The organism is Streptomyces sp. NPDC004111 (genome assembly GCF_042874215.1).
Taxonomy (GTDB): Bacteria; Actinomycetota; Actinomycetes; order Streptomycetales; family Streptomycetaceae; genus Streptomyces.
In genome coordinates, this window is sequence record NZ_JBIAMU010000012.1 from 36,729 (window position 1) to 56,165 (window position 19,437).

Consider the following 19,437-nt stretch of genomic DNA (forward strand, 5'->3'; position numbering starts at 1 on the left):
TGGAGTGTCGCTTCTGTCCCCACCCGGCGGCCTCCCGGCGGGGGCCGAACAGGGGGCGGGCCGCCCAGAGCCCGTGTCTCGGCCCCGGCCCCGCGCGGCCCCGGCCCCGGCACCGGGCCCCGGCCCGCGGGCCCGCGGTCAGCCCCGTACGCCGCACAGGTGCAGCAGTGCCGCCACCCGCCGGTAGGGGTCCGTCCGGCCCGCCCGGTCCTCCAGCGCCAGCACCTCGGCCAGTTCCTCCTCGGACAGGGCGGGCGCGTCGTTGGGCACGTTGTCGGTGAAGATCCGCACCCCGTACCAGGCGCGCAGCGGTGCGGCGATCCCCGCGAGGGTCGCCTCCAGCGCCTCCAGCCGGTCCGCCCGCACCGCCAGGCCCAGCCGGTTCGTGTACGCGTCGGTGTCCAGCGCGGCCAGCGCCCCGGCCCAGTCGCCGGCCAGTCCGGGCCGCATCGCCAGCGCGTCCGCGTTCCGCACCAGCAGCGACAGCAGCCCGCCGGGCGCCAGCATCCGGCCGAGCCCGGCCACCATGGCGTCCGGCTCGGCGACGTACATCAGCACCCCGTGGCACAGCACCACGTCGAAGCTGCCCGGCAGGAAGTGGACGCCGGTGTCGTACCCGTTGCCCTCGATCAGCCGGACCCGTTCGCGGATGCCCTCGGGCTCGCCGCGGAGGGCGTCGCGGGCCGTGGCGAGCATGTCGGGGTCGGCCTCCAGCCCGGTCACCCGGTGCCCGGCACGGGCCAGCCGCAGCGCCTGGGTGCCCTGGCCCATGCCGACGTCCAGCACCCGCAGCCGCTGCCCCACCGGGAAGCGGCCCGATATCTGTTCTTCGAGCTGGCGGGCCACCAGTTCCTGCCTGACCTTGTTCCGCAGTCCCCCCAGACCGGCCAGCCATGCGGCGGAAGCCCCGTCGAAACCCGCCGGTGCGGCGGTCGACGGGGCTCCCGGAGCCTGGGGGGAAATCCCGCTCAGGGCCGTTCCCCGCGCTTGACCTGCGGCTTGGGCAGACGCAGCCGGCGCATCTGGAGCGAGCGCATCAGGCCGTACGCGGTGGCCCCGCGCAGCGACTCGTTCGGGAAGCGGGCCTTGAGCTGCTTCTTCAGCCGGATGGCCAGGCCGATCGAGTCGATCACGATCAGCACGATGACGATCATCCACAGCAGCAGCGCGATGGTCTGGAGGTTGCCCACCTGGACCATGCTCAGCACCAGGATGATCACTGCCATCGGCAGGAAGAACTCCGCGACGAAGAAGCGCGAGTCGACGAAGTCACGGGTGAACTTTCGCACCGGACCCTTGTCGCGGACCGGCAGGTACCGCTCGTCGCCGCTGGCGAGCGCCTCCCGCTGCTTGGCGAGGTCGGCACGGCGGGCCTCCCGCTGGCGCTTCATCGCCTCCTTGCGGTTCGCCGGAGCGGTCACGGCGCTGCGGCGCTGCGACTGCGCGACGGCGCGCTTGGGGGTGGGGCGCCCCTTGGGCGCCTGCGGGTCACGGGGCGTCTTGGAGAGATCGGCGGTCACCTTGTCGGTGGCGGCGGTCTTCTCGGCGCTGGAGTTGGCACGGCTACGGAACACAAAACCCAAGGGTACGGGGTGCCGGGCATGGACCCCAGTCCGGAGGGGAACGATCCGGCAACGGCTCTGCCCGGATCCGGCCGCCCGCGGCGACCGGACCGGGCGCGGAACCAGGGTCGCCTCTACTCCCTACGCGTGAGCCCGCTCCCGCACAGTCGTCCTGGAGGAGGAGCACATCGACGCCGGAACAGTGCGGTAATAGAGACAGGGCCCGTACTGTGGGTTCTGTTGGAGTGGCCAGGAGCCGGAGTCCGTCAGAAGGGGGCGCGCGAAGCCCATGAGCGGTGTCATGAAGCGTATGGGGATGATCTTCCGCGCGAAGGCGAACAAGGCCCTTGACCGGGCCGAAGACCCGCGGGAGACGCTCGACTACTCGTACCAGAAGCAGCTCGAACTGCTGCAGAAGGTACGCCGCGGGGTCGCCGACGTCGCAACGTCGCGCAAGCGGCTCGAACTGCAGCTCAACACGCTGCAGAACAATTCCTCCAAGCTGGAGGACCAGGGCCGCAAGGCGCTCGCGCTGGGCCGGGAGGACCTCGCCCGCGAGGCGCTGTCCCGCCGCGCCGCCCTGCAGCAGCAGGTCTCCGACCTGGAGGTGCAGCACCAGACCCTGCAGGGCGAGGAGGAGAAGCTGACCCTCGCCGCGCAGCGCCTGCAGGCCAAGGTGGACGCCTTCCGCACCAAGAAGGAGACCATCAAGGCCACCTACACGGCGGCGCAGGCACAGACCCGGATCGCGGAGTCCTTCTCCGGGATCTCCGAGGAGATGAGCGACGTCGGCGTCGCGATCCAGCGCGCCGAGGACAAGACGGCCCAGCTCCAGGCGCGGGCCGGCGCGATCGACGAACTGCTCGCCTCCGGTGCGCTGGACGACCAGTCCGGGCTCGCCAAGGACGACATCCAGGCCGAGCTGGACCGCCTCTCCGGCGGTACGGACGTCGAGCTGGAGCTCCAGCGGATGAAGGCGGAACTGTCCGGCGGTCCCTCGCAGCAGGCGATCGAGGGCGGCCAGGGCCAGCAGGGCTCCGCGCAGCAGGGGCAGAACCAGTCCCACCCGAAGTTCGACAAGCAGTAGGCGGGAGCACCATGATCATCCGCATCATGGGGGAGGGTCAGCTCGATCTGGCCGACAGTCACTTCGTCGAGCTGAACAAGCTCGACGACGAGCTGCTGGCCGAGATGGAGAACGGCGACGGGCCGGGGTTCCGGCGCACGCTGGAGGCGTTGCTGGAGGCGGTCCGCAGGCTGGGCACACCTCTCGCGGACGACTCCCTGGAGCCTTCCGAGCTCATTCTTCCGGCCCCGGACTCCACGCTGGAGGAAGTGCGCGCCATGCTCACCGAAGACGGCCTCATCCCCGGCTGACCCCACCCAACAGGCCCACGCCCCCACCCCGCCGCCCTCCCCTCGGACGGCGGGGCCCGCCGCCGTCCCCTTGGGCGGCGGGGCCGCCCCCCGGGGGCGGAACGGGCGGGCAAGGGGGCGGTCCCCGGCGGAGCCGAACCCACCCGGCCCGGACCCCCGCCCCCCCGCGGACCCGCGCCCCCCAGCACCGCCCCCGTACGCCCCGTACGGTAAATCCATGACCCCCCTAGGCCTCGGCACCGGCCTCACCCGCCCCCGCTCCTGGCTGCGGGCCCACCCCCTCGCGTTCGACGCCGGGCTCGCCGCGGTCGTCCTGGGGTGCATGATCAGCGGGTCCTTCGTCGACCCGCACGGCGGACTGCACGGGCCCTCCTTCGGCGCCCGCGCCCCCGGGGCACGCAGCATCGTCCTGATGACCCTGGCCGCCGCCGCCCTCGTCCTGCGCCGCCGCAAACCGCTCGCGGTCCTCGGCGCGACCTGCGCCCTCACGGTCGTGGAGCTGGTGTTCGCGGCCCAGGAGCGCCCCGCGCCCGTCTCGATGAGCGCCGTCGTCGCCCTGTACACCGTCGCCTCCCGCACCGACCGGCCCACCACCTGGCGCATAGGGCTGTCCACCATGGTCGGGCTGACCGCCGCCGCGATGTGCTTCAACGAGGGCCCCTGGTACGCCCAGGAGAACATCGGCCTGTTCGCCTGGACGGGCATCGGGGCCAGCGTCGGCGACGCGGTCCGCAGCCGCCGGGCCTTCGTCGACGCCATCCGGGAGCGGGCCGAGCGGGCGGAGCGCACCCGCGAGGAGGAGGCCCGCCGCAGGGTGGCGGAGGAGCGGCTGCGCATCGCCCGCGACCTGCACGACGTCGTCGCGCACCACATCGCCCTGGTGAACGTGCAGGCCGGAGTCGCCGCGCACGTCATGGACAAGCGCCCCGACCAGGCCAAGGAGGCCCTCGCGCACGTGCGCGAGGCCAGCCGCTCCGCGCTCAACGAGCTGCGGGCCACCGTCGGCCTGCTGCGCCAGTCGGGGGAGTCCCAGGCGCCCACCGAGCCGGCCCCGGGCCTCGCCGTCCTCGACGGCCTGCTGGACACCTTCCGCAACGCCGGACTGCCGGTGGCCCTCGCCCGTACCGACGACGAGGGCCTGCCGCCGTCCGTCGACCTGGCCGCGTACCGGATCATCCAGGAGGCCCTCACCAACGTCCGCAAGCACGCGGGCCCGGACGCGAAGGCCGAGGTCAGCGTGGTCCGCGTCGGTACGTCGGTGGAGGTCACGGTCCTCGACAACGGCACGGCCGGCACCGGCGCGGGCAGCGGCTCCGGCACCGGGAGCCGGGGCGGCGCGGACGGCCCCGAGCCCGGCTCCGGCGGCCACGGCCTCGTCGGCATGCGCGAGCGCGTCACCGCCCTCGGCGGCTCCCTCACCGCGGCCCCCCGGCCCGGCGGCGGCTTCCGCGTCCATGCGATCCTGCCCGACAAGGCCCGTACGGCCGGCCGGGCACGTACGGCCGCGCAGGCCGTCCCCGGGACCGGCCAGGGGGAGGACCAGCAGGTATGAGCACGGAGTTCCCGGCGCCCGGCGCCCCCGACCAGCTGCCCCCGATCAAGGTCCTGCTCGCCGACGACCAGGCCCTGCTGCGCAGCGCCTTTCGCGTACTGGTGGACTCCGAGGCGGACATGACCGTCGTCGGTGAGGCCGCCGACGGGGCGCAGGCCCTGGAACTGACCCGTCGCACACGCCCCGACGTCGTCCTGATGGACATCCGGATGCCCGGCACCGACGGCCTCACCGCCACCCGGGCGATCGGCGCCGACCCCGAACTCGCCGGTGTGCACGTGGTGATGCTGACGACCTTCGAGGTCGACGAGTACGTGGTGGAGTCGATCAGGGCGGGCGCCTCCGGTTTCCTCGGCAAGGGCGCCGAGCCCGACGAACTCCTCAACGCCATCCGGATCGCCGCCCAGGGCGAGGCCCTGCTGTCGCCCGCGGCCACCAAGGGGCTGATCGCCACCTTCCTCAAGCAGGGCGAACCGGCCGAGCAGGAGCCCGCCGCCGACGGCGAGCACGCCGCCCGGCTCGCCACCCTGACCGTCCGCGAGCGCGAGGTGCTGGTCCAGGTGGCCGGCGGCAACTCCAACGACGAGATCGCCGAGCTGCTCGTGGTCAGCCCGCTCACCGTGAAGACCCATGTCAACCGGGCGATGGCGAAACTCGGCGCCCGCGACCGTGCGCAACTGGTGGTATTCGCGTACGAATCGGGCCTGGTACGTCCAAGGGTGGAGTGACGGCACACCTCCACGTACTCCAGCTGCGGTACGTGCCCGGCGGAAAGGGGACCTGGGAGCGAGGAATCGGCCCCGTGCGATGGCCGATCGTATGAGAGGACGTCCGCCCCTGCCGCACAAGGGGCTTTTCCCCATGGATCCCCACGGACGGGGACTCTTCGCGTCCGCCTGCCTCGCTCGCCACAGAAGAGAGACTCATCCCATGTCCTGGCTGTCCAGATTCAGCCTTGCCCAGCGGGCCCTGATCGGGCTGATATCGATCGTCGCGCTGGTCTTCGGCGCGATAGCGATCCCGCAGCTCAAGCAGCAGCTGCTGCCCACCATCGAACTCCCGATGGTCTCCGTGATCGCCCCGTACCAGGGTGCGTCCCCGGACGTGGTCGAGAAGCAGGTCGTCGAACCGCTGGAGTCCACCCTCAAGGCGGTCGACGGCATCGAGTCCGTCAATTCGACCGCCAGCGAGGGCAGCGCCGTGATCATGGCGCAGTTCGACTACGGCGACGAGGGCTCCAAGCAGCTCGTGGCCGATGTCCAGCAGACCGTGAACCGGGCCCGCGCGATGCTGCCCAAGGACGTCGACCCGCAGGTGGTGGCCGGTTCCACCGACGACATCCCGACCGTCGTGCTCGCGGTCACCTCGCCCAAGGACCAGCAGGCGCTCGCCGACCAGCTGGACCGCAGCGTGGTGCCCGAGCTGGAGAAGATCGAGGGCGTCGGCACGGTCACCGTGGCCGGCGTCCGCGACCTCCAGGTCGCCGTCACCCCCGACGACGCCAAGCTGGCCGCCGCCGGGCTCAACGCGATGACCCTCGCGCAGGCGCTCCAGGCGGCGGGCGTCTCCGTCCCGGCGGGTTCGTTCGCCGAGGGCGGCCAGAGCCGCACGGTGCAGGTCGGCGGCGCCTTCACCTCGCTGAAGCAGATCGAGGACCTGCGCGTGACGGCCCAGCCGGCGCCGGGCGCCCAGACCCCGCCGAAGCCGGTACGGCTCGGCGACGTGGCCAAGGTCGAGGAGAAGCCCGCGACCGCGACCTCGCTGACCCGCACCAACGGCGAGCCCAGCCTCTCCCTGTCGATCACCATGGACAAGGACGGCAGCGCCGTCGCCATCTCCGACGGGGTCAAGGAGAAGATCGACGACCTGAGCGCCGGACTCGGCGCGGGCGCCAAGATCACCACGGTCTTCGACCAGGGCCCCGGCGTCTCCAAGTCCATCTCCGGCCTGACCACCGAGGGTGCCCTCGGCCTGGTCTTCGCCGTGGTGATCATCCTGGTGTTCCTGGCGTCGATCCGCTCGACGCTGGTCACCGCGATCTCCATCCCGCTCTCGGTCGTCCTCGCGCTGATCGTGCTGTGGACCCGGGACCTGTCGCTCAACGTGCTGACCCTGGGCGCGCTGACCATCGCCATCGGCCGGGTCGTCGACGACTCGATCGTGGTCCTGGAGAACATCAAGCGCCACCTCGGCTACGGCGAGGAGCGGCACTCCGCGATCGTCACCGCGGTCAAGGAAGTGGCCGGCGCGGTCACCTCCTCGACCCTCACCACCGTCGCCGTCTTCCTGCCGATCGGCCTGGTCGGCGGCATGGTGGGCCAGCTCTTCGGCTCGTTCTCGATCACGGTGACGGCCGCCCTGCTGGCGTCGCTGCTGGTCTCGCTGACCGTCGTCCCGGTCTTCTCGTACTGGTTCCTGCGCGCGCCCAAGGGCTCCGAGGGCGTCGACCCGGCCGAGCTGCGCCGCAAGGCGGAGGAGAAGGAGGCGCGGAGCAGGCTGCAGAAGATGTACGTCCCGGTGCTGCGCTTCGCCACCCGGCGCCGCTTCACCAGCCTGGTGATCGCCGTCGTCGTCCTGGTCGCCACGTTCGCCATGGCACCGCTGCTCAAGACGAACTTCTTCGACCAGGGCGAGCAGGACACCCTCTCGCTCACCCAGAAGCTGAAGCCGGGCACCAGCCTGGAGGAGTCCGACAAGGCCGCCAGGAAGGTCGAGAAGGTCCTCTCCTCGATCGACACCGTCAAGGACTACCAGGTCACCGTCGGTTCCTCCGGCTTCGCGGCGGCCTTCGGCGGCGGCTCCGGCGCCAACCAGGCGTCGTACCAGCTGACCCTGAAGGACGCCAAGGACGGCGAGCGGACGACCGAGCGCATCGAGTCGGAGCTGAAGAAGCTCGACGGCATCGGCGAGACCAAGGTCGGCGCCGGTGGCGGCATGGGCGGCCAGGACCTGTCCGTGGTCGTCAAGGCGGGTGACGCGGACGTCCTGAAGGCCGCGTCCGAGCAGGTCCGTACCGCCGTCGCGGGCATCAAGAACGTCACCGACGTACAGAGCGACCTCGCCCAGTCGGTGCCCCGCATCTCGGTCAAGGCGACCCCGAAGGCCGCCGAGGCCGGCTTCAACGACGCGGCGCTGGGCGGCGCCGTCGCCCAGGCGGTGCGCGGCACCAACGCGGGCAAGGCGATGCTCGACTCCACCGAGCGCGACATCGTCATCACCTCGGCCCGCCCGGCCACCACCCTCGCCGAGCTGAAGAACCTGCCGCTCGGCCCGGTCAGGCTCGGCCAGATCGCCGACGTGAAGCTGGTGGACGGCCCGGTCTCGATGACCCGGATCGACGGCGCCCGCGCCGCCACCGTCACCGCCAAGCCGGTCGGCGAGGACACCGGTGCGGTCACCACCGCGCTCAACTCGAAGATCAACGAGCTGAAGGACAAGCTGCCCAAGGGTGCCTCGGTCGAGATCGGCGGCGTCTCCTCGGACATGGACGAGACGTTCGTGAAGCTCTTCCTGGCGATGTTCGCGGCCGTCGCGATCGTCTTCCTGCTGCTGGTCGCCACCTTCCGCTCGCTGATCCAGCCGCTGATCCTGCTGGTGTCGATCCCGTTCGCGGCGACCGGCGCGATCGGCCTGCTGCTCGCCACCGGCACCCCGATGGGCGTCCCGGCGATGATCGGCATGCTGATGCTCATCGGCATCGTGGTCACCAACGCGATCGTGCTGATCGACCTGATCAACCAGTACCGGGCGCAGGGCATGGGCGTCGTCGAGGCGGTCGTCGAGGGCGGCCGGCACCGACTGCGGCCGATCCTGATGACCGCACTGGCGACGATCTTCGCGCTGCTGCCGATGGCGCTGGGCATCACCGGCGAGGGCGGCTTCATCTCCAAGCCGCTCGCCATCGTGGTGATCGGCGGTCTGATCACCTCGACGCTGCTGACGCTCCTGCTGGTGCCGACGCTGTACGCGATGGTGGAGCTCCGCAAGGAGCGCAGGGCGGCCAGGAAGGCCGCGAAGCGGGAGGCCAAGGCGGCTCCCGCGCCGCAGAGCGACGACCGCGAGCCCGCGGGCGTCTGATCCCTTCCGGGCGTACGGCCCGCTGAGGACACCTCGGCACACAGGTAAGGGGCACCCTCCAGGAGGGTGCCCCTTACTCGTTCCGTCGTGTCCGCGGTACGGGCGGCGCCGTCAGACCTCGGGGTCCTCGGGCAGCGCGTGCACCTCGACCGGGTCGTCGCCCGGCTTGCCGCCGGGGCCGGGACAGGCGGAGGCGCGCGCCGCGATCTCGTACGCCCGCTCCTGGCTCTTCACGTCGACCACCCAGTAGCCGGCGAGGATCGGGCCCCGCACGGCCGGGCCGTCGGTGATCCGCGGCTTCCCGTCGGAGCCCGCCCGGACCGTCCTGGCCAGGGAGGGGCCGCCGAGCCCGCGTGCCTCCACCATCTCGCCCGCCGACGTCAGCTCGTTGTTGAGGGCTTCCATGTGGGCGAACATCGCCTGCATGTCGTCCTGCGAGTAGGACGCCATGACGGAGTCCCAGCTGTCGGCGTCCACGTTCATCTGGATCATGTACAGCATCTGTCCGCGCTCCTCGGGCCGAACGGTTTCCTGTACTGCTGACAGGTGGACTGTCCGTGCCAGCCAAACTCATCGGTCCGAGGAGCGCCACAGGAACTGCGCGGTCCGCTACGGCGGCGGCCGGCGCCCGCTACGGCAGCGCCAGCATCCGCTCCAGCGCCAGCTTCGCGAAGCTCTCCGTCTCCCGGTCGACCTCGATCCGGTTGACCAGGTTGCCCTCGGCCAGCGACTCCAGGGTCCACACCAGGTGGGGGAGGTCGATGCGGTTCATGGTCGAGCAGAAGCAGACCGTCTTGTCGAGGAAGACGATCTCCTTGTCGGGGTGCGCGTTCGCCAGCCGGCGCACGAGGTTCAGCTCGGTGCCGATCGCCCACTTCGAACCGGCCGGGGCCGCGTCCAGCGCCTTGATGATGTACTCCGTCGAACCGACCTCGTCGGCCGCCGCGACCACCTCGTGCTTGCACTCCGGGTGCACCAGGACGCGGACGCCGGGGATCCGGGCCCGTACGTCCTCCACCGACTCCAGCGAGAACCGGCCGTGCACCGAGCAGTGCCCGCGCCACAGGATCATCTTCGCGCCGCGCAGCTGCTCGACGGTGAGCCCGCCGTTCGGCTTGTGCGGGTTGTAGAGGACGCAGTCGTCCAGCGACATGCCCATGTCCCGCACCGCGGTGTTGCGGCCCAGGTGCTGGTCGGGCAGGAACAGCACCTGCTCGCCCTGCTCGAAGGCCCAGTCCAGGGCGCGCTTGGCGTTGGAGGAGGTGCAGATGGTGCCGCCGTGCTTGCCGGTGAAGGCCTTGATGTCGGCGGAGGAGTTCATGTACGAGACCGGAACCACGCGGTCCGCGATCCCGGCCTCGGTCAGCACGTCCCAGCACTCCGCGACCTGCTCGGCGGTGGCCATGTCGGCCATCGAGCAGCCCGCCGCGAGGTCCGGCAGCACGACCTTCTGGTCGTCCTTGGTGAGGATGTCGGCCGACTCGGCCATGAAGTGCACGCCGCAGAAGACGATGTACTCCGCCTCCGGCCTGGCGGCGGCGTCGCGCGCGAGCTTGAAGGAGTCGCCGGTCACGTCCGCGAACTGGATGACCTCGTCGCGCTGGTAGTGGTGGCCGAGCACGAAGACCTTGTCCCCGAGCTTCTCCTTGGCCGCGCGGGCGCGCTCCACCAGGTCCGGGTCGGACGGCGAGGGGAGGTCACCGGGACACTCGACGCCCCGCTCGCTCCTGGGGTCGGCCTCGCGGCCGAGCAGCAGCAGAGCGAGGGGCGACGGCTGGACGTCGAGGTCGACCTGACGGGGCTGGGCGGTGGTCACGACACGCACCCTTTCTGTTCTGCGAGATGCGAGTGGGGCCCGGGAGAAAGGAATATGGGGCCTTTTCGTCGAAATGACGCTATCTATCATAGCCGCTTCGCGTCAGTTTGACGATGCCGATCTCGTCGATGTGACGCATTCCTGGGCGGGGCTCGGGCGCGCTCCGGGTGGTGCCGGGGCGCGCAGGCGGGGCGCGGCTGCCGGGCGCCGGGGTCCGGCCGCCGCACCCGGCTTCTCCCGGGCGGGTGTTCGGCGGACACTGGCCCGTGCCCGCTCCCCGGGCGGTGTGCGAGCATGAAAGAACAAGGCAGAACCAGACAGACGCTCCGGCCCGGAATGAATCCGCGGCCCCGCCGGTTGCAACCGTCGGCAAGCAGTCCGTACAACCCGGGAGAGATGTAGATGTCCGTTCAGGACGACAAGACCACCGTGAGCGACGGCATTCTCCTGTCCGACGCCGCCGCGGCCAAGGTGAAGGCCCTGCTCGACCAGGAAGGCCGCGACGACCTCGCGCTCCGCGTCGCCGTGCAGCCCGGTGGCTGCTCGGGCCTGCGGTACCAGCTCTTCTTCGACGAGCGCTCGCTCGACGGCGACGTCATCAAGGACTTCGACGGTGTGAAGGTCGTCACCGACCGCATGAGCGCCCCGTACCTGGGCGGCGCCTCCATCGACTTCGTCGACACCATCGAGAAGCAGGGCTTCACGATCGACAACCCGAACGCCACCGGCTCCTGCGCCTGCGGCGACTCCTTCAGCTAGTCGCCCCGGCCGGCCCCCGGCGTCGGCAGCACCACCGAGGCGGTTGCCCCGGACCTCGTGTCCGGGGCAACCGCCTTCGCCGTGGGCCCGCTTCCGGCCCGTTCCGCCCCCGGGCCTTCCATCCGCCCGCTCAGCCCCGGGGGACCGCCCTGCCGCTCTCGTCGAGCACCTGCCGTCCGTCCAGCGGCCTGTCCAGCGTGACGCTCGCGGTCAGCTTCTTCGCCAGTGCGATGCAGACCCGCTTCGGATCGGGGTTGCTCTCCACGACCCGCACCGTCACGGTGCCGCCCTTCTCGGCCGCCTTCAGGGCGTACTCGCTGCACACCCCGCCCCAGAAGGTGACCGTCAGCTTCCGGCCGTCCGTCCGGTAGGAGTCGACGTGCCGGTCCGGCGTCGTCGCCGGGTCCTGCGGCGGCGCGCTCACCGGCGGCTTCGGTGCCGCCAGGAACTTCGGGTCCACCGCCGGGTACGTCACCGTGTACGGCTTCTCGTCACCCGTCGGCCGCACCCCGAACAGCCAGGACGGCACCAGCATCTGCTGCCCGTCCGCGTAGGTCGTGGCCAGCCCGAGGACCGCCGAGCCCACCGTCACCGTCCTCGGCGGCACCTGCCGCGGCTCGCACGGCGCGATCCGGCCCAGCGGCGGCGCCGGCTCGGTGCCGTCCACCGACGTCCCCTGCTTCTGCTCCTTCGCCGGTACCGGAGTCGCGCAGCCGCCGACGTCCGGCAGCCGCGGCTTGCGCCCCGCCCCGTTGAGCAGGTCCAGCGCCCGCGCCGCGTCGACGACCGGGTAGTCGGCCCCCTTGGTGAGGCCCTTCAGCTGCCCGCTGCCGCCCACCACCCGTCCGTCGGGCCCCACCGGGAGCCCGGTCGTCCAGCCGTACGTCGGCAGCCCGCCGACCACCGGATCCGCGTTGACCACCCGTGCCCCGCCCAGCACCTGGCTCGTGTCCAGCCGCGCGTCCCGCAGCCCCAGCGCCTCCAGCACCGGCGCCGCGGCCTTCCGCGCGGCCTCCTCGCCCACCGGCTCGCCCGTGGTGCACGGCTTGCCCCGCAGGCAGTCGACACTGCCGCGCGGCCCCGGAGCGCGGGAGAACGTCCAGGTGCCCGGCGCCCGCTCGGCCACCCGCAACTGCGCACCGGAGCCGTCCGCCAGCGCTCCCACCAGCCAGGAGCCGCCCTCGCGCTTCGGTGTGCCCTCCACCCCGAGCGCCCGCGCCAGCCGGCTCACCTCGTCGGCGCCCACCGAACCCTGCGCCCGGTACACCGGGGCCGACCCCGGCCCCTTCGGCAGGTCGCCGGAGGCCCGGTAGACCACCGGACCCCAGGGGCCGCCGCCGTGCGGGTCCGGCTCGCCCGGCGCGATGCCGGCCGGGCCGCTGCCGGTGGGCGCGGGCGCCGCGCCGCCCAGGTCCGTACCACCGGAGCCGCCGTCCGTGGCGCCGCCGAGGGTGAGCACCGGGGGAGTGCCGCCGACGGCTCCGGGGCCCGCCGCCGCGCCGTCGCCACCCGCCGAGGCCGCCCAGTACGCGCCCCCGCCCCCCACCAGCAGCACCGCTGCCGCCACCGAGGCGGCGGCCAGCGGGGAGTGCCGCCGACGGGGGGTGCGTTGCGTCTGCTGCTCGCTGCTCACCGGATCGCTCCTTCGCCTGCGCCGGGCGGGCGCCTGATGCGGATGCCCCTTTACGGAAGACACCTGTGGGACGGAGCGAGCGGGATTCCGGTTCCCCGCGGGACCCGCGGGGAAGCGGCTCAGGCCCCGTACTCGGGCATCGCGCCCACCAGCCGCGCCGACGCCGAGGGGACCACCACACCGTGGATGAGCGAGGCCGGAACGCGCTCGGCGACCGTCGCGGGCACCGCCCAGTGCGGCACCATCCGGGCGCAGTCCCCCTGCAACTGCGCCCAGTCGCCGTCGGCCTCGGGTCCTGCGGAAGTGAGCGGTCCGGTCGTGACGCTGTGCTTGGGCATGTGTGGAGCTCCCGTGCTCAAGGGGCCGCCGAAGATGCGGAACCCCGGTCTCATCGCACCGTATGCACCTGCGACCTCAAGGAAAAAGCCCTACTATCGGGTAGTTTTGCCGCTTCAGCCGTGGGGACTCGAACAGGTAGCTTGAGCTGTCATCGTCTTCCCGTCATTCCCACAGGGAGCAGCCCCGCCGTGCGTATCGCAGTCACCGGCTCCATCGCCACCGACCACCTCATGACCTTCCCCGGCCGTTTCGCCGACCAGCTGGTCGCGGATCAGCTGCATACGGTCTCCCTCTCCTTCCTGGTCGACAACCTCGACGTCCGCCGCGGAGGTGTCGGCGCGAACATCTGCTTCGGCATGGGACAGCTCGGCACCCGCCCGATCCTGGTGGGCGCGGCCGGCTCCGACTTCGACGAGTACCGCGCCTGGCTCGACCGGCACGGCGTGGACACCGAGTCGGTCCGGATCTCCGAGGTCCTGCACACCGCGCGCTTCGTGTGCACCACCGACTCCGACCACAACCAGATCGGCTCCTTCTACACGGGCGCGATGAGCGAGGCCCGCCAGATCGAGCTGAAGGCCGTCGCCGACCGCGTCGGCGGTCTGGACCTCGTCCTGATCGGCGCGGACGACCCGGAGGCGATGCTCCGCCACACCGAGGAGTGCCGCTCCCGCACCATCCCCTTCGCCGCCGACTTCTCGCAGCAGATCGCCCGGATGTCCGGCGACGACATCCGCACGCTGCTCGAAGGCGCCACGTACCTCTTCTCCAACGAGTACGAGAAGGGCCTCATCGAGTCGAAGACCGGCTGGAGCGACGAGGAGATCCTCGCCAAGGTCGGCCACCGCGTCACCACCCTCGGCTCGCGCGGCGTGCGCATCGAGAAGCTCGGCCTGGAGCCGATCGAGGTCGGCTGCCCGGAGGAGGAGGCCAAGGTCGACCCGACGGGTGTGGGCGACGCGTTCCGCGCGGGCTTCCTGTCCGGTCTGGCGTGGGGCGTCAACCACGAGCGTGCCGCGCAGATCGGCTGCATGCTGGCGACGCTGGTCATCGAGACGCTGGGCACGCAGGAGTACACGCTGAGCCGGGCGCACTTCATGGACCGCTTCACCAAGGCGTACGGGCACGAGGCGGCGACGGAGGTCCAGGGGCACCTGGGCTGAGGCGTCACGGGAGCAAGCGGGGGTGAGGGGGCGGGTCCGGTGGGCGGGGCCGGGTGGGTTCGGCTCCGCCGGGGGCCGCCCCCTTGCCCGCCCGTTCCGCCCCCTTGGGGCGGCCCCGTCGCCCAAGAGGGCTCGGGCGGGGGCGGGAGGGTGCGCGGCCCCGTCGCCCAAGGGGGCTCGGCGGGCGGCCCCGCCGCCCAAGGGGCGGGGCGGGGTGCTACTTCGCGCGGCGGACCACGTAGGCGGATCCCTGGGCGCGTTCCTCCTCGCCCACGTACTCCTGGCCCCGCATCTCGCACCACGCCGGGATGTCGAGCCGGGCGGCGACGTCGTCGGCCAGGACCGTGACCGTCCCGCCGGGCGCGACGTCACCGATCACCTTCGCCAGCTCGATCACCGGGAGCGGGCACCGCTTGCCGAGCGCGTCGACCGTCAGCGACGCCGGGGCGGCCGACGGCGCGGCGGGCACCGCACCCGGCGCCCCGAGCCGCTCGCGCACCCCGGCCACGGCCCCCGGCAGGGCGGCCAGGAAGTCCGCCACCTCCGCCTCCCGCGTCCCGCGCGGCAGCGACACCCGCACATTGCCCTCCGAGAGCACCCCCATCGCCCGCAGCACATGGCTCGGCGTCAGCGTGCTGCTCGTGCACGAGGAACCCGACGACACCGAGAAGCCCGCCCCGTCCAGCGCGTGCAGCAGGCTCTCCCCGTCCACGTAGAGACAGGAGAAGGTCACCAGGTGCGGCAGCCGGTCCACCGGGTCCCCGACCACCTCCACGTCCGGCACGTCCGCCGCCACCCGCGCCCGGATCCGCTCCACCAGCTCCCGCAGCCGCGCCGCCTCCTCGTCGGCCTCCGCCCGCACCGCCCGCAGCGAGGCCGCCGCCGCGACGACCGCCGGGAGGTTCACGAAGCCGGGGGAGCGCCCCGCCTCCCGCTCGTCCGCCGGGCCCTGCGGCGCGTACCGCACGCCCTTCCTGACCACGAGCAGTCCGACCCCGGCCGGACCGCCCCACTTGTGCGCGCTGGCGGTCAGCAGCGACCAGTCGCCGTCCACCGGCCCCCAGCCCAGCGACTGGGCCGCGTCCACCAGCAGCGGCACACCCACCTCCCGGCACTGCTGTGCGACTTCGGCCACCGGCTGGAGGGTGCCGACCTCGTGGTTGGCGGACTGCAGGCAGGCCAGAGCGGTGTCCGGCCGCAGCGCCGCCGCGAAGTCCCGGGCCGCGACCGCGCCGGTGCGCCCCACCGGAACCTCGGTCGCCGACCCGCCGTCCGCCTCGTGGGCGGCGGCCGAATGGAGTACCGAGGAGTGCTCGACGGCGGAGGTGACCAGGTGGCGGCCGACACGCCGACGCGCCGCGAGGGCCCCGGCAATTCCGGTGTGCACCGCGTGCGTTCCCGAAGGGGTGAAAACCAGCTCGTCGGGGCGGCAGCCGACCGCCTCCGCGGCGGCCTCCCGCGCCGCGTCCAGCAGCATCCTGGCCCGGCGGCCCTCCCGGTACAGCCGGGCCGGATCGGCCCACCCCTCGTCCAGCGAGGCAAGCAGCGCCTGGTGGGCGACGGGGTGCAGGGGGGCGGCGGAGGCGGCGTCGAAGTAGGGCACCCGGCCACGCTAGCCGCCGGACCCCGTCCGCTCCGTACCCCCATCGGGGGAGGGGTCGTCAGATGCCGGGCGGAGGCCGGGGTTCCGCCCGTCACCGGCGGCGGCGCCACCCCTTCGGGGAGCGCTGCGGCGCGTTGGGCACCCTCCCCGCGCGACCCCAAATAGCGTCCAGTAGGGTTTGGTCCGCATAAACATCCAAACCCCTGCCCGCGTCAGGGCCGGCGACCGACCAGTCAGACGGCCGCAGCCACTACACGCGCGGGCGAGACTCTCGGGAAGGCGCTACGTGAGTCCCAACGGCTCCGACCGCTCGTCGCGGCGCCCGATGCGGCGGAAGCTGCTCCAGGTGCTGACCGCGGGCGTGGTCCTGGCGACCGCCTCTGGTTGCTCGTACACATGGGAGGACTTCCCGCGACTGGGAATGCCCACCCCGGTGACGGAAGAGGCGCCGCGAATCCTCTCCCTCTGGCAGGGCTCGTGGGCGGCAGCGCTCGTCACGGGCGTGCTGGTGTGGGGTCTGATCCTGTGGAGTGTCATCTTCCACCGGCGCAGCCGCACCAAGGTCGAGGTACCTCCGCAGACCCGGTACAACATGCCCATCGAGGCCCTGTACACGGTCGCCCCGCTCATCATCGTCTCGGTGCTGTTCTACTTCACCGCCCGTGACGAATCGAAGCTCCTGCATCTCGACGACAAGCCGAAGCACACGATCAACGTGGTCGGCTACCAGTGGAGCTGGGGCTTCAACTACGTCGAGGACGTGGACGGCAACCCCGCCACCGGTCCTCAGACGGACCCCAAAACCAAGCTGAAGACCGGTGTTCCCAAGGAACTCAACGCGATTCCGGACAAGTTCACCAAGCAGTTCCCGGACGGCGCAGAGGGCGTCTACGAGTACGGCATCCCCGGTGTCCGCAATCCGGAGAACGGCAACCCCGGCCCCACGCTGTGGCTGCCGAAGGGCGAGAAGGTCCGGTTCGTACTGACGTCGCGCGAGGTCATCCACTCCTTCTGGGTGGTTCCCTTCCTCATGAAGCAGGACGTCGTCCCGGGCCACACCAACGCCTTCGAGGTGACCCCCACCAAGGAGGGCATCTTCATGGGCAAGTGCGCCGAGCTCTGCGGCGTCGACCACTCCCGGATGCTCTTCAACGTCAAGGTCGTCTCCCCTGAGGAGTACAAGCAGCACCTCAAGGACCTGAAGGAGAAGGGCCAGACCGGATACATCCCGGCCGGCATCGAGCTGACCGAACCGGCTCGGAATGCGGAGAAGAACACACTGTGAGCATCCTCAATGAACCCAAGGGTGCCGCTGCAGCAGTCGACTCGTACGAGAACGAGCTGCCCGTGCGGCGCAAGGAGCCGGGAAACATTGTGATCAAGTGGCTCACCACCACTGACCACAAGACGATCGGCTCGATGTACCTCATCACGTCGTTCGTGTTCTTCATCATCGGCGGTCTGATGGCGCTCTTCATGCGCGCCGAGCTCGCTCGTCCCGGCACGCAGATCATGTCGAACGAGCAGTTCAACCAGGCCTTCACGATGCACGGCACGATCATGCTGCTGATGTTCGCGACGCCGCTGTTCGCCGGATTCGCGAACTGGATCATGCCGCTGCAGATCGGCGCGCCCGACGTGGCGTTCCCGCGGCTGAACATGTTCGCGTACTGGCTGTACCTCTTCGGCTCGATCATCGCGGTGGCCGGCTTCCTCACCCCGCAGGGTGCGGCCGACTTCGGCTGGTTCGCCTACTCCCCGCTGTCGGACGCGGTCCGTTCGCCGGGCGTCGGCGCCGACATGTGGATCATGGGTCTGGCCTTCTCCGGCTTCGGCACGATCCTCGGCTCGGTCAACTTCATCACCACGATCATCTGCATGCGCGCTCCCGGCATGACGATGTTCCGCATGCCGATCTTCACCTGGAACGTGCTGCTGACCGGTGTGCTGGTCCTGCTCGCCTTCCCGGTGCTGGCCGCCGCGCTGTTCGCCCTGGAGGCGGACCGTAAATTCGGTGCCCATATCTTCGACGCCGCAAATGGCGGTGCGCTTCTGTGGCAACACCTCTTCTGGTTCTTCGGCCATCCAGAGGTGTACATCATCGCGCTGCCATTCTTCGGAATCATTTCCGAAGTGATCCCGGTCTTCAGCCGCAAGCCGATGTTCGGCTACATCGGTCTGATCGCCGCGACCATCGCGATCGCCGGCCTTTCGGTCACCGTCTGGGCCCACCACATGTACGTGACGGGCGGCGTGCTGTTGCCGTTCTTCTCGTTCATGACGTTCCTCATCGCAGTACCGACCGGTGTGAAGTTCTTCAACTGGATCGGCACGATGTGGAAGGGCTCACTGTCCTTCGAGACACCGATGCTCTGGGCCGTCGGCTTCCTGATCACCTTCACCTTCGGTGGTCTGACCGGCGTCATCCTGGCCTCGCCCCCGATGGACTTCCACGTCTCCGACTCGTACTTCGTCGTCGCGCACTTCCACTACGTCATCTTCGGCACCGTGGTCTTCGCGATGTTCTCCGGCTTCCACTTCTGGTGGCCGAAGTTCACCGGCAAGATGCTGGACGAGCGGCTCGGCAAGATCACCTTCTGGACGCTGTTCGTGGGCTTCCACGGCACGTTCCTGGTGCAGCACTGGCTGGGTGCCGAGGGCATGCCGCGTCGTTACGCGGACTACCTCGCGGCCGACGGCTTCACCGCGCTGAACACGATCTCGACCATCAGCTCCTTCCTGCTGGGTCTGTCGATGCTCCCGTTCTTCTACAACGTGTGGAAGACCGCGAAGTACGGCAAGAAGATCGAGGTCGACGACCCCTGGGGCTACGGCCGCTCCCTTGAGTGGGCGACCTCCTGCCCGCCGCCGCGGCACAACTTCCTCACGCTGCCGCGCATCCGGTCGGAATCCCCGGCGTTCGACCTGCACCACCCGGAGATCTCCGCGATCGACCAGTTGGAGAACCACCGGGACAACGGCATCGAGTCGCTCGCTCTCGGCGCGAAGGAGTCGGGCAAGTGAAGATCCAAGGCTGGCTGTTCATCTGGCTGAGCGTGTTCGTCGGGATCATGGCCGTCGTGTACGGCGTGTGGTCCAAGGAGCCCGCGGGCACCACGGCGCTCGTCCTGGCCTTCGGACTGAGCCTCATGATCGGCTTCTACCTGGCCTTCACGGCCAAGCGGGTCGACTCCATGGCCCAGGACAACAAGCAGGCCGACGTCGCGGACGAGGCCGGCGAGCTGGGCTTCTTCGCCCCGCACAGCTGGCAGCCGCTGTCCCTGGGCATCGGCGGCGCGTTCGCCTTCCTCGCGGTCGCGATGGGCTGGTGGCTGCTGTTCTTCTCGCTGCCGCTGATCCTGGTCGGCCTGTTCGGCTGGGTCTTCGAGTTCTACCGCGGTGAGAACCGCACCCAGTAGCACCGGGAAACCCGGGGAATCAGCCGTACGGCGGTACCTCGACGAGGGGCCCGTCCACCTGACGACGTTCAGGCGGACGGGCCCCTCATTCGTTTGCAGTCACTTGCCGATGTCCAACGCGCTCAATCTGACGATGC

The 19,437-nt window shown here is 71.0% G+C and carries 17 protein-coding genes; 10 read left to right on the forward strand and 7 right to left on the reverse strand.

Annotated elements, in window-relative coordinates; translation table 11 throughout:
• Positions 1-138: 138 nt before the first annotated feature.
• Both ACFYVL_RS23230 and ACFYVL_RS23235 read right to left on the reverse strand, forming a co-directional pair.
• Complete coding sequence (locus ACFYVL_RS23230) at positions 139-846, reverse strand: class I SAM-dependent methyltransferase (RefSeq protein ID WP_389247765.1); 708 nt, start codon at positions 844-846, stop codon at positions 139-141.
• 122 nt (positions 847-968) lie between these two features.
• Positions 969-1,574, reverse strand: a complete 606-nt coding sequence (locus tag ACFYVL_RS23235) for a DUF3043 domain-containing protein (protein WP_389247767.1) — start codon at positions 1,572-1,574, stop codon at positions 969-971.
• A 277-nt stretch (positions 1,575-1,851) separates the two neighbouring features.
• On the opposite strand from ACFYVL_RS23235, the gene ACFYVL_RS23240 reads away from it, so the two are divergent.
• From ACFYVL_RS23240 to ACFYVL_RS23260, 5 genes are all read left to right on the forward strand, one after another.
• Positions 1,852-2,649, forward strand: a complete 798-nt coding sequence (locus ACFYVL_RS23240; RefSeq protein ID WP_389247769.1) for a PspA/IM30 family protein — start codon at positions 1,852-1,854, stop codon at positions 2,647-2,649.
• Between the two features lie 11 nt (positions 2,650-2,660).
• Complete coding sequence (locus tag ACFYVL_RS23245) at positions 2,661-2,939, forward strand: hypothetical protein (RefSeq protein ID WP_389247771.1); 279 nt, start codon at positions 2,661-2,663, stop codon at positions 2,937-2,939.
• Positions 2,940-3,156: 217 nt separating this feature from the next.
• Positions 3,157-4,491: a sensor histidine kinase gene (locus ACFYVL_RS23250; RefSeq protein ID WP_389247772.1), complete on the forward strand. Its 1,335-nt coding sequence runs from the start codon at positions 3,157-3,159 to the stop codon at positions 4,489-4,491.
• Complete coding sequence (locus ACFYVL_RS23255; RefSeq protein WP_389247774.1) at positions 4,488-5,219, forward strand: response regulator; 732 nt, start codon at positions 4,488-4,490, stop codon at positions 5,217-5,219. Before ACFYVL_RS23250 ends, ACFYVL_RS23255 begins: the two co-directional genes overlap by 4 nt.
• A 202-nt stretch (positions 5,220-5,421) precedes the next feature.
• Complete coding sequence (locus ACFYVL_RS23260) at positions 5,422-8,568, forward strand: efflux RND transporter permease subunit (protein ID WP_389247776.1); 3,147 nt, start codon at positions 5,422-5,424, stop codon at positions 8,566-8,568.
• Between the two features lie 111 nt (positions 8,569-8,679).
• Here ACFYVL_RS23260 and ACFYVL_RS23265 read toward each other — a convergent pair whose 3' ends face one another.
• A complete protein-coding gene (locus ACFYVL_RS23265; protein ID WP_389247778.1) occupies positions 8,680-9,069 on the reverse strand; it encodes a YciI family protein in 390 nt (129 codons plus the stop codon).
• A gap of 130 nt (positions 9,070-9,199) precedes the next feature.
• The gene (nadA, locus tag ACFYVL_RS23270; protein WP_389247780.1) at positions 9,200-10,393 is read right to left on the reverse strand and encodes a quinolinate synthase NadA; all 1,194 of its coding nucleotides are present in this window, start codon (positions 10,391-10,393) and stop codon (positions 9,200-9,202) included.
• A gap of 393 nt (positions 10,394-10,786) precedes the next feature.
• On the opposite strand from nadA, the gene ACFYVL_RS23275 reads away from it, so the two are divergent.
• The gene (locus ACFYVL_RS23275) at positions 10,787-11,143 is read left to right on the forward strand and encodes an iron-sulfur cluster assembly accessory protein (protein WP_344498376.1); all 357 of its coding nucleotides are present in this window, start codon (positions 10,787-10,789) and stop codon (positions 11,141-11,143) included.
• 130 nt (positions 11,144-11,273) lie between these two features.
• On the opposite strand, the gene ACFYVL_RS23280 is transcribed toward ACFYVL_RS23275, so the two are convergent.
• Both ACFYVL_RS23280 and ACFYVL_RS23285 read right to left on the reverse strand, forming a co-directional pair.
• Entirely contained in the window at positions 11,274-12,776 is a 1,503-nt protein-coding gene (locus ACFYVL_RS23280; protein WP_389247782.1) for a hypothetical protein, read from the reverse strand.
• A gap of 119 nt (positions 12,777-12,895) precedes the next feature.
• Positions 12,896-13,114: a hypothetical protein gene (locus tag ACFYVL_RS23285; protein ID WP_389247783.1), complete on the reverse strand. Its 219-nt coding sequence runs from the start codon at positions 13,112-13,114 to the stop codon at positions 12,896-12,898.
• A 189-nt stretch (positions 13,115-13,303) separates the two neighbouring features.
• Here ACFYVL_RS23285 and ACFYVL_RS23290 point away from each other — a divergent pair, with 189 nt between their 5' ends.
• Entirely contained in the window at positions 13,304-14,278 is a 975-nt protein-coding gene (locus tag ACFYVL_RS23290) for a carbohydrate kinase family protein (RefSeq protein ID WP_389247785.1), read from the forward strand.
• A gap of 217 nt (positions 14,279-14,495) precedes the next feature.
• Here the strand turns inward: ACFYVL_RS23290 and ACFYVL_RS23295 are convergent, their stop codons facing one another.
• A complete protein-coding gene (locus ACFYVL_RS23295; RefSeq protein WP_389247787.1) occupies positions 14,496-15,881 on the reverse strand; it encodes a cysteine desulfurase/sulfurtransferase TusA family protein in 1,386 nt (461 codons plus the stop codon).
• A 286-nt stretch (positions 15,882-16,167) separates the two neighbouring features.
• Between ACFYVL_RS23295 and coxB the strand changes: the two genes are divergently transcribed.
• The 3 genes from coxB to ACFYVL_RS23310 are packed head-to-tail and all read left to right on the forward strand — an operon-like array spanning position 16,168 to position 19,300.
• Positions 16,168-17,166, forward strand: a complete 999-nt coding sequence (gene coxB, locus ACFYVL_RS23300) for a cytochrome c oxidase subunit II (protein ID WP_389247789.1) — start codon at positions 16,168-16,170, stop codon at positions 17,164-17,166.
• Positions 17,163-18,905: a cytochrome c oxidase subunit I gene (gene ctaD / locus ACFYVL_RS23305; RefSeq protein ID WP_389247791.1), complete on the forward strand. Its 1,743-nt coding sequence runs from the start codon at positions 17,163-17,165 to the stop codon at positions 18,903-18,905. Before coxB ends, ctaD begins: the two co-directional genes overlap by 4 nt.
• The gene (locus ACFYVL_RS23310; RefSeq protein WP_389247793.1) at positions 18,902-19,300 is read left to right on the forward strand and encodes a cytochrome c oxidase subunit 4; all 399 of its coding nucleotides are present in this window, start codon (positions 18,902-18,904) and stop codon (positions 19,298-19,300) included. Before ctaD ends, ACFYVL_RS23310 begins: the two co-directional genes overlap by 4 nt.
• Positions 19,301-19,437 lie beyond the last annotated feature (137 nt).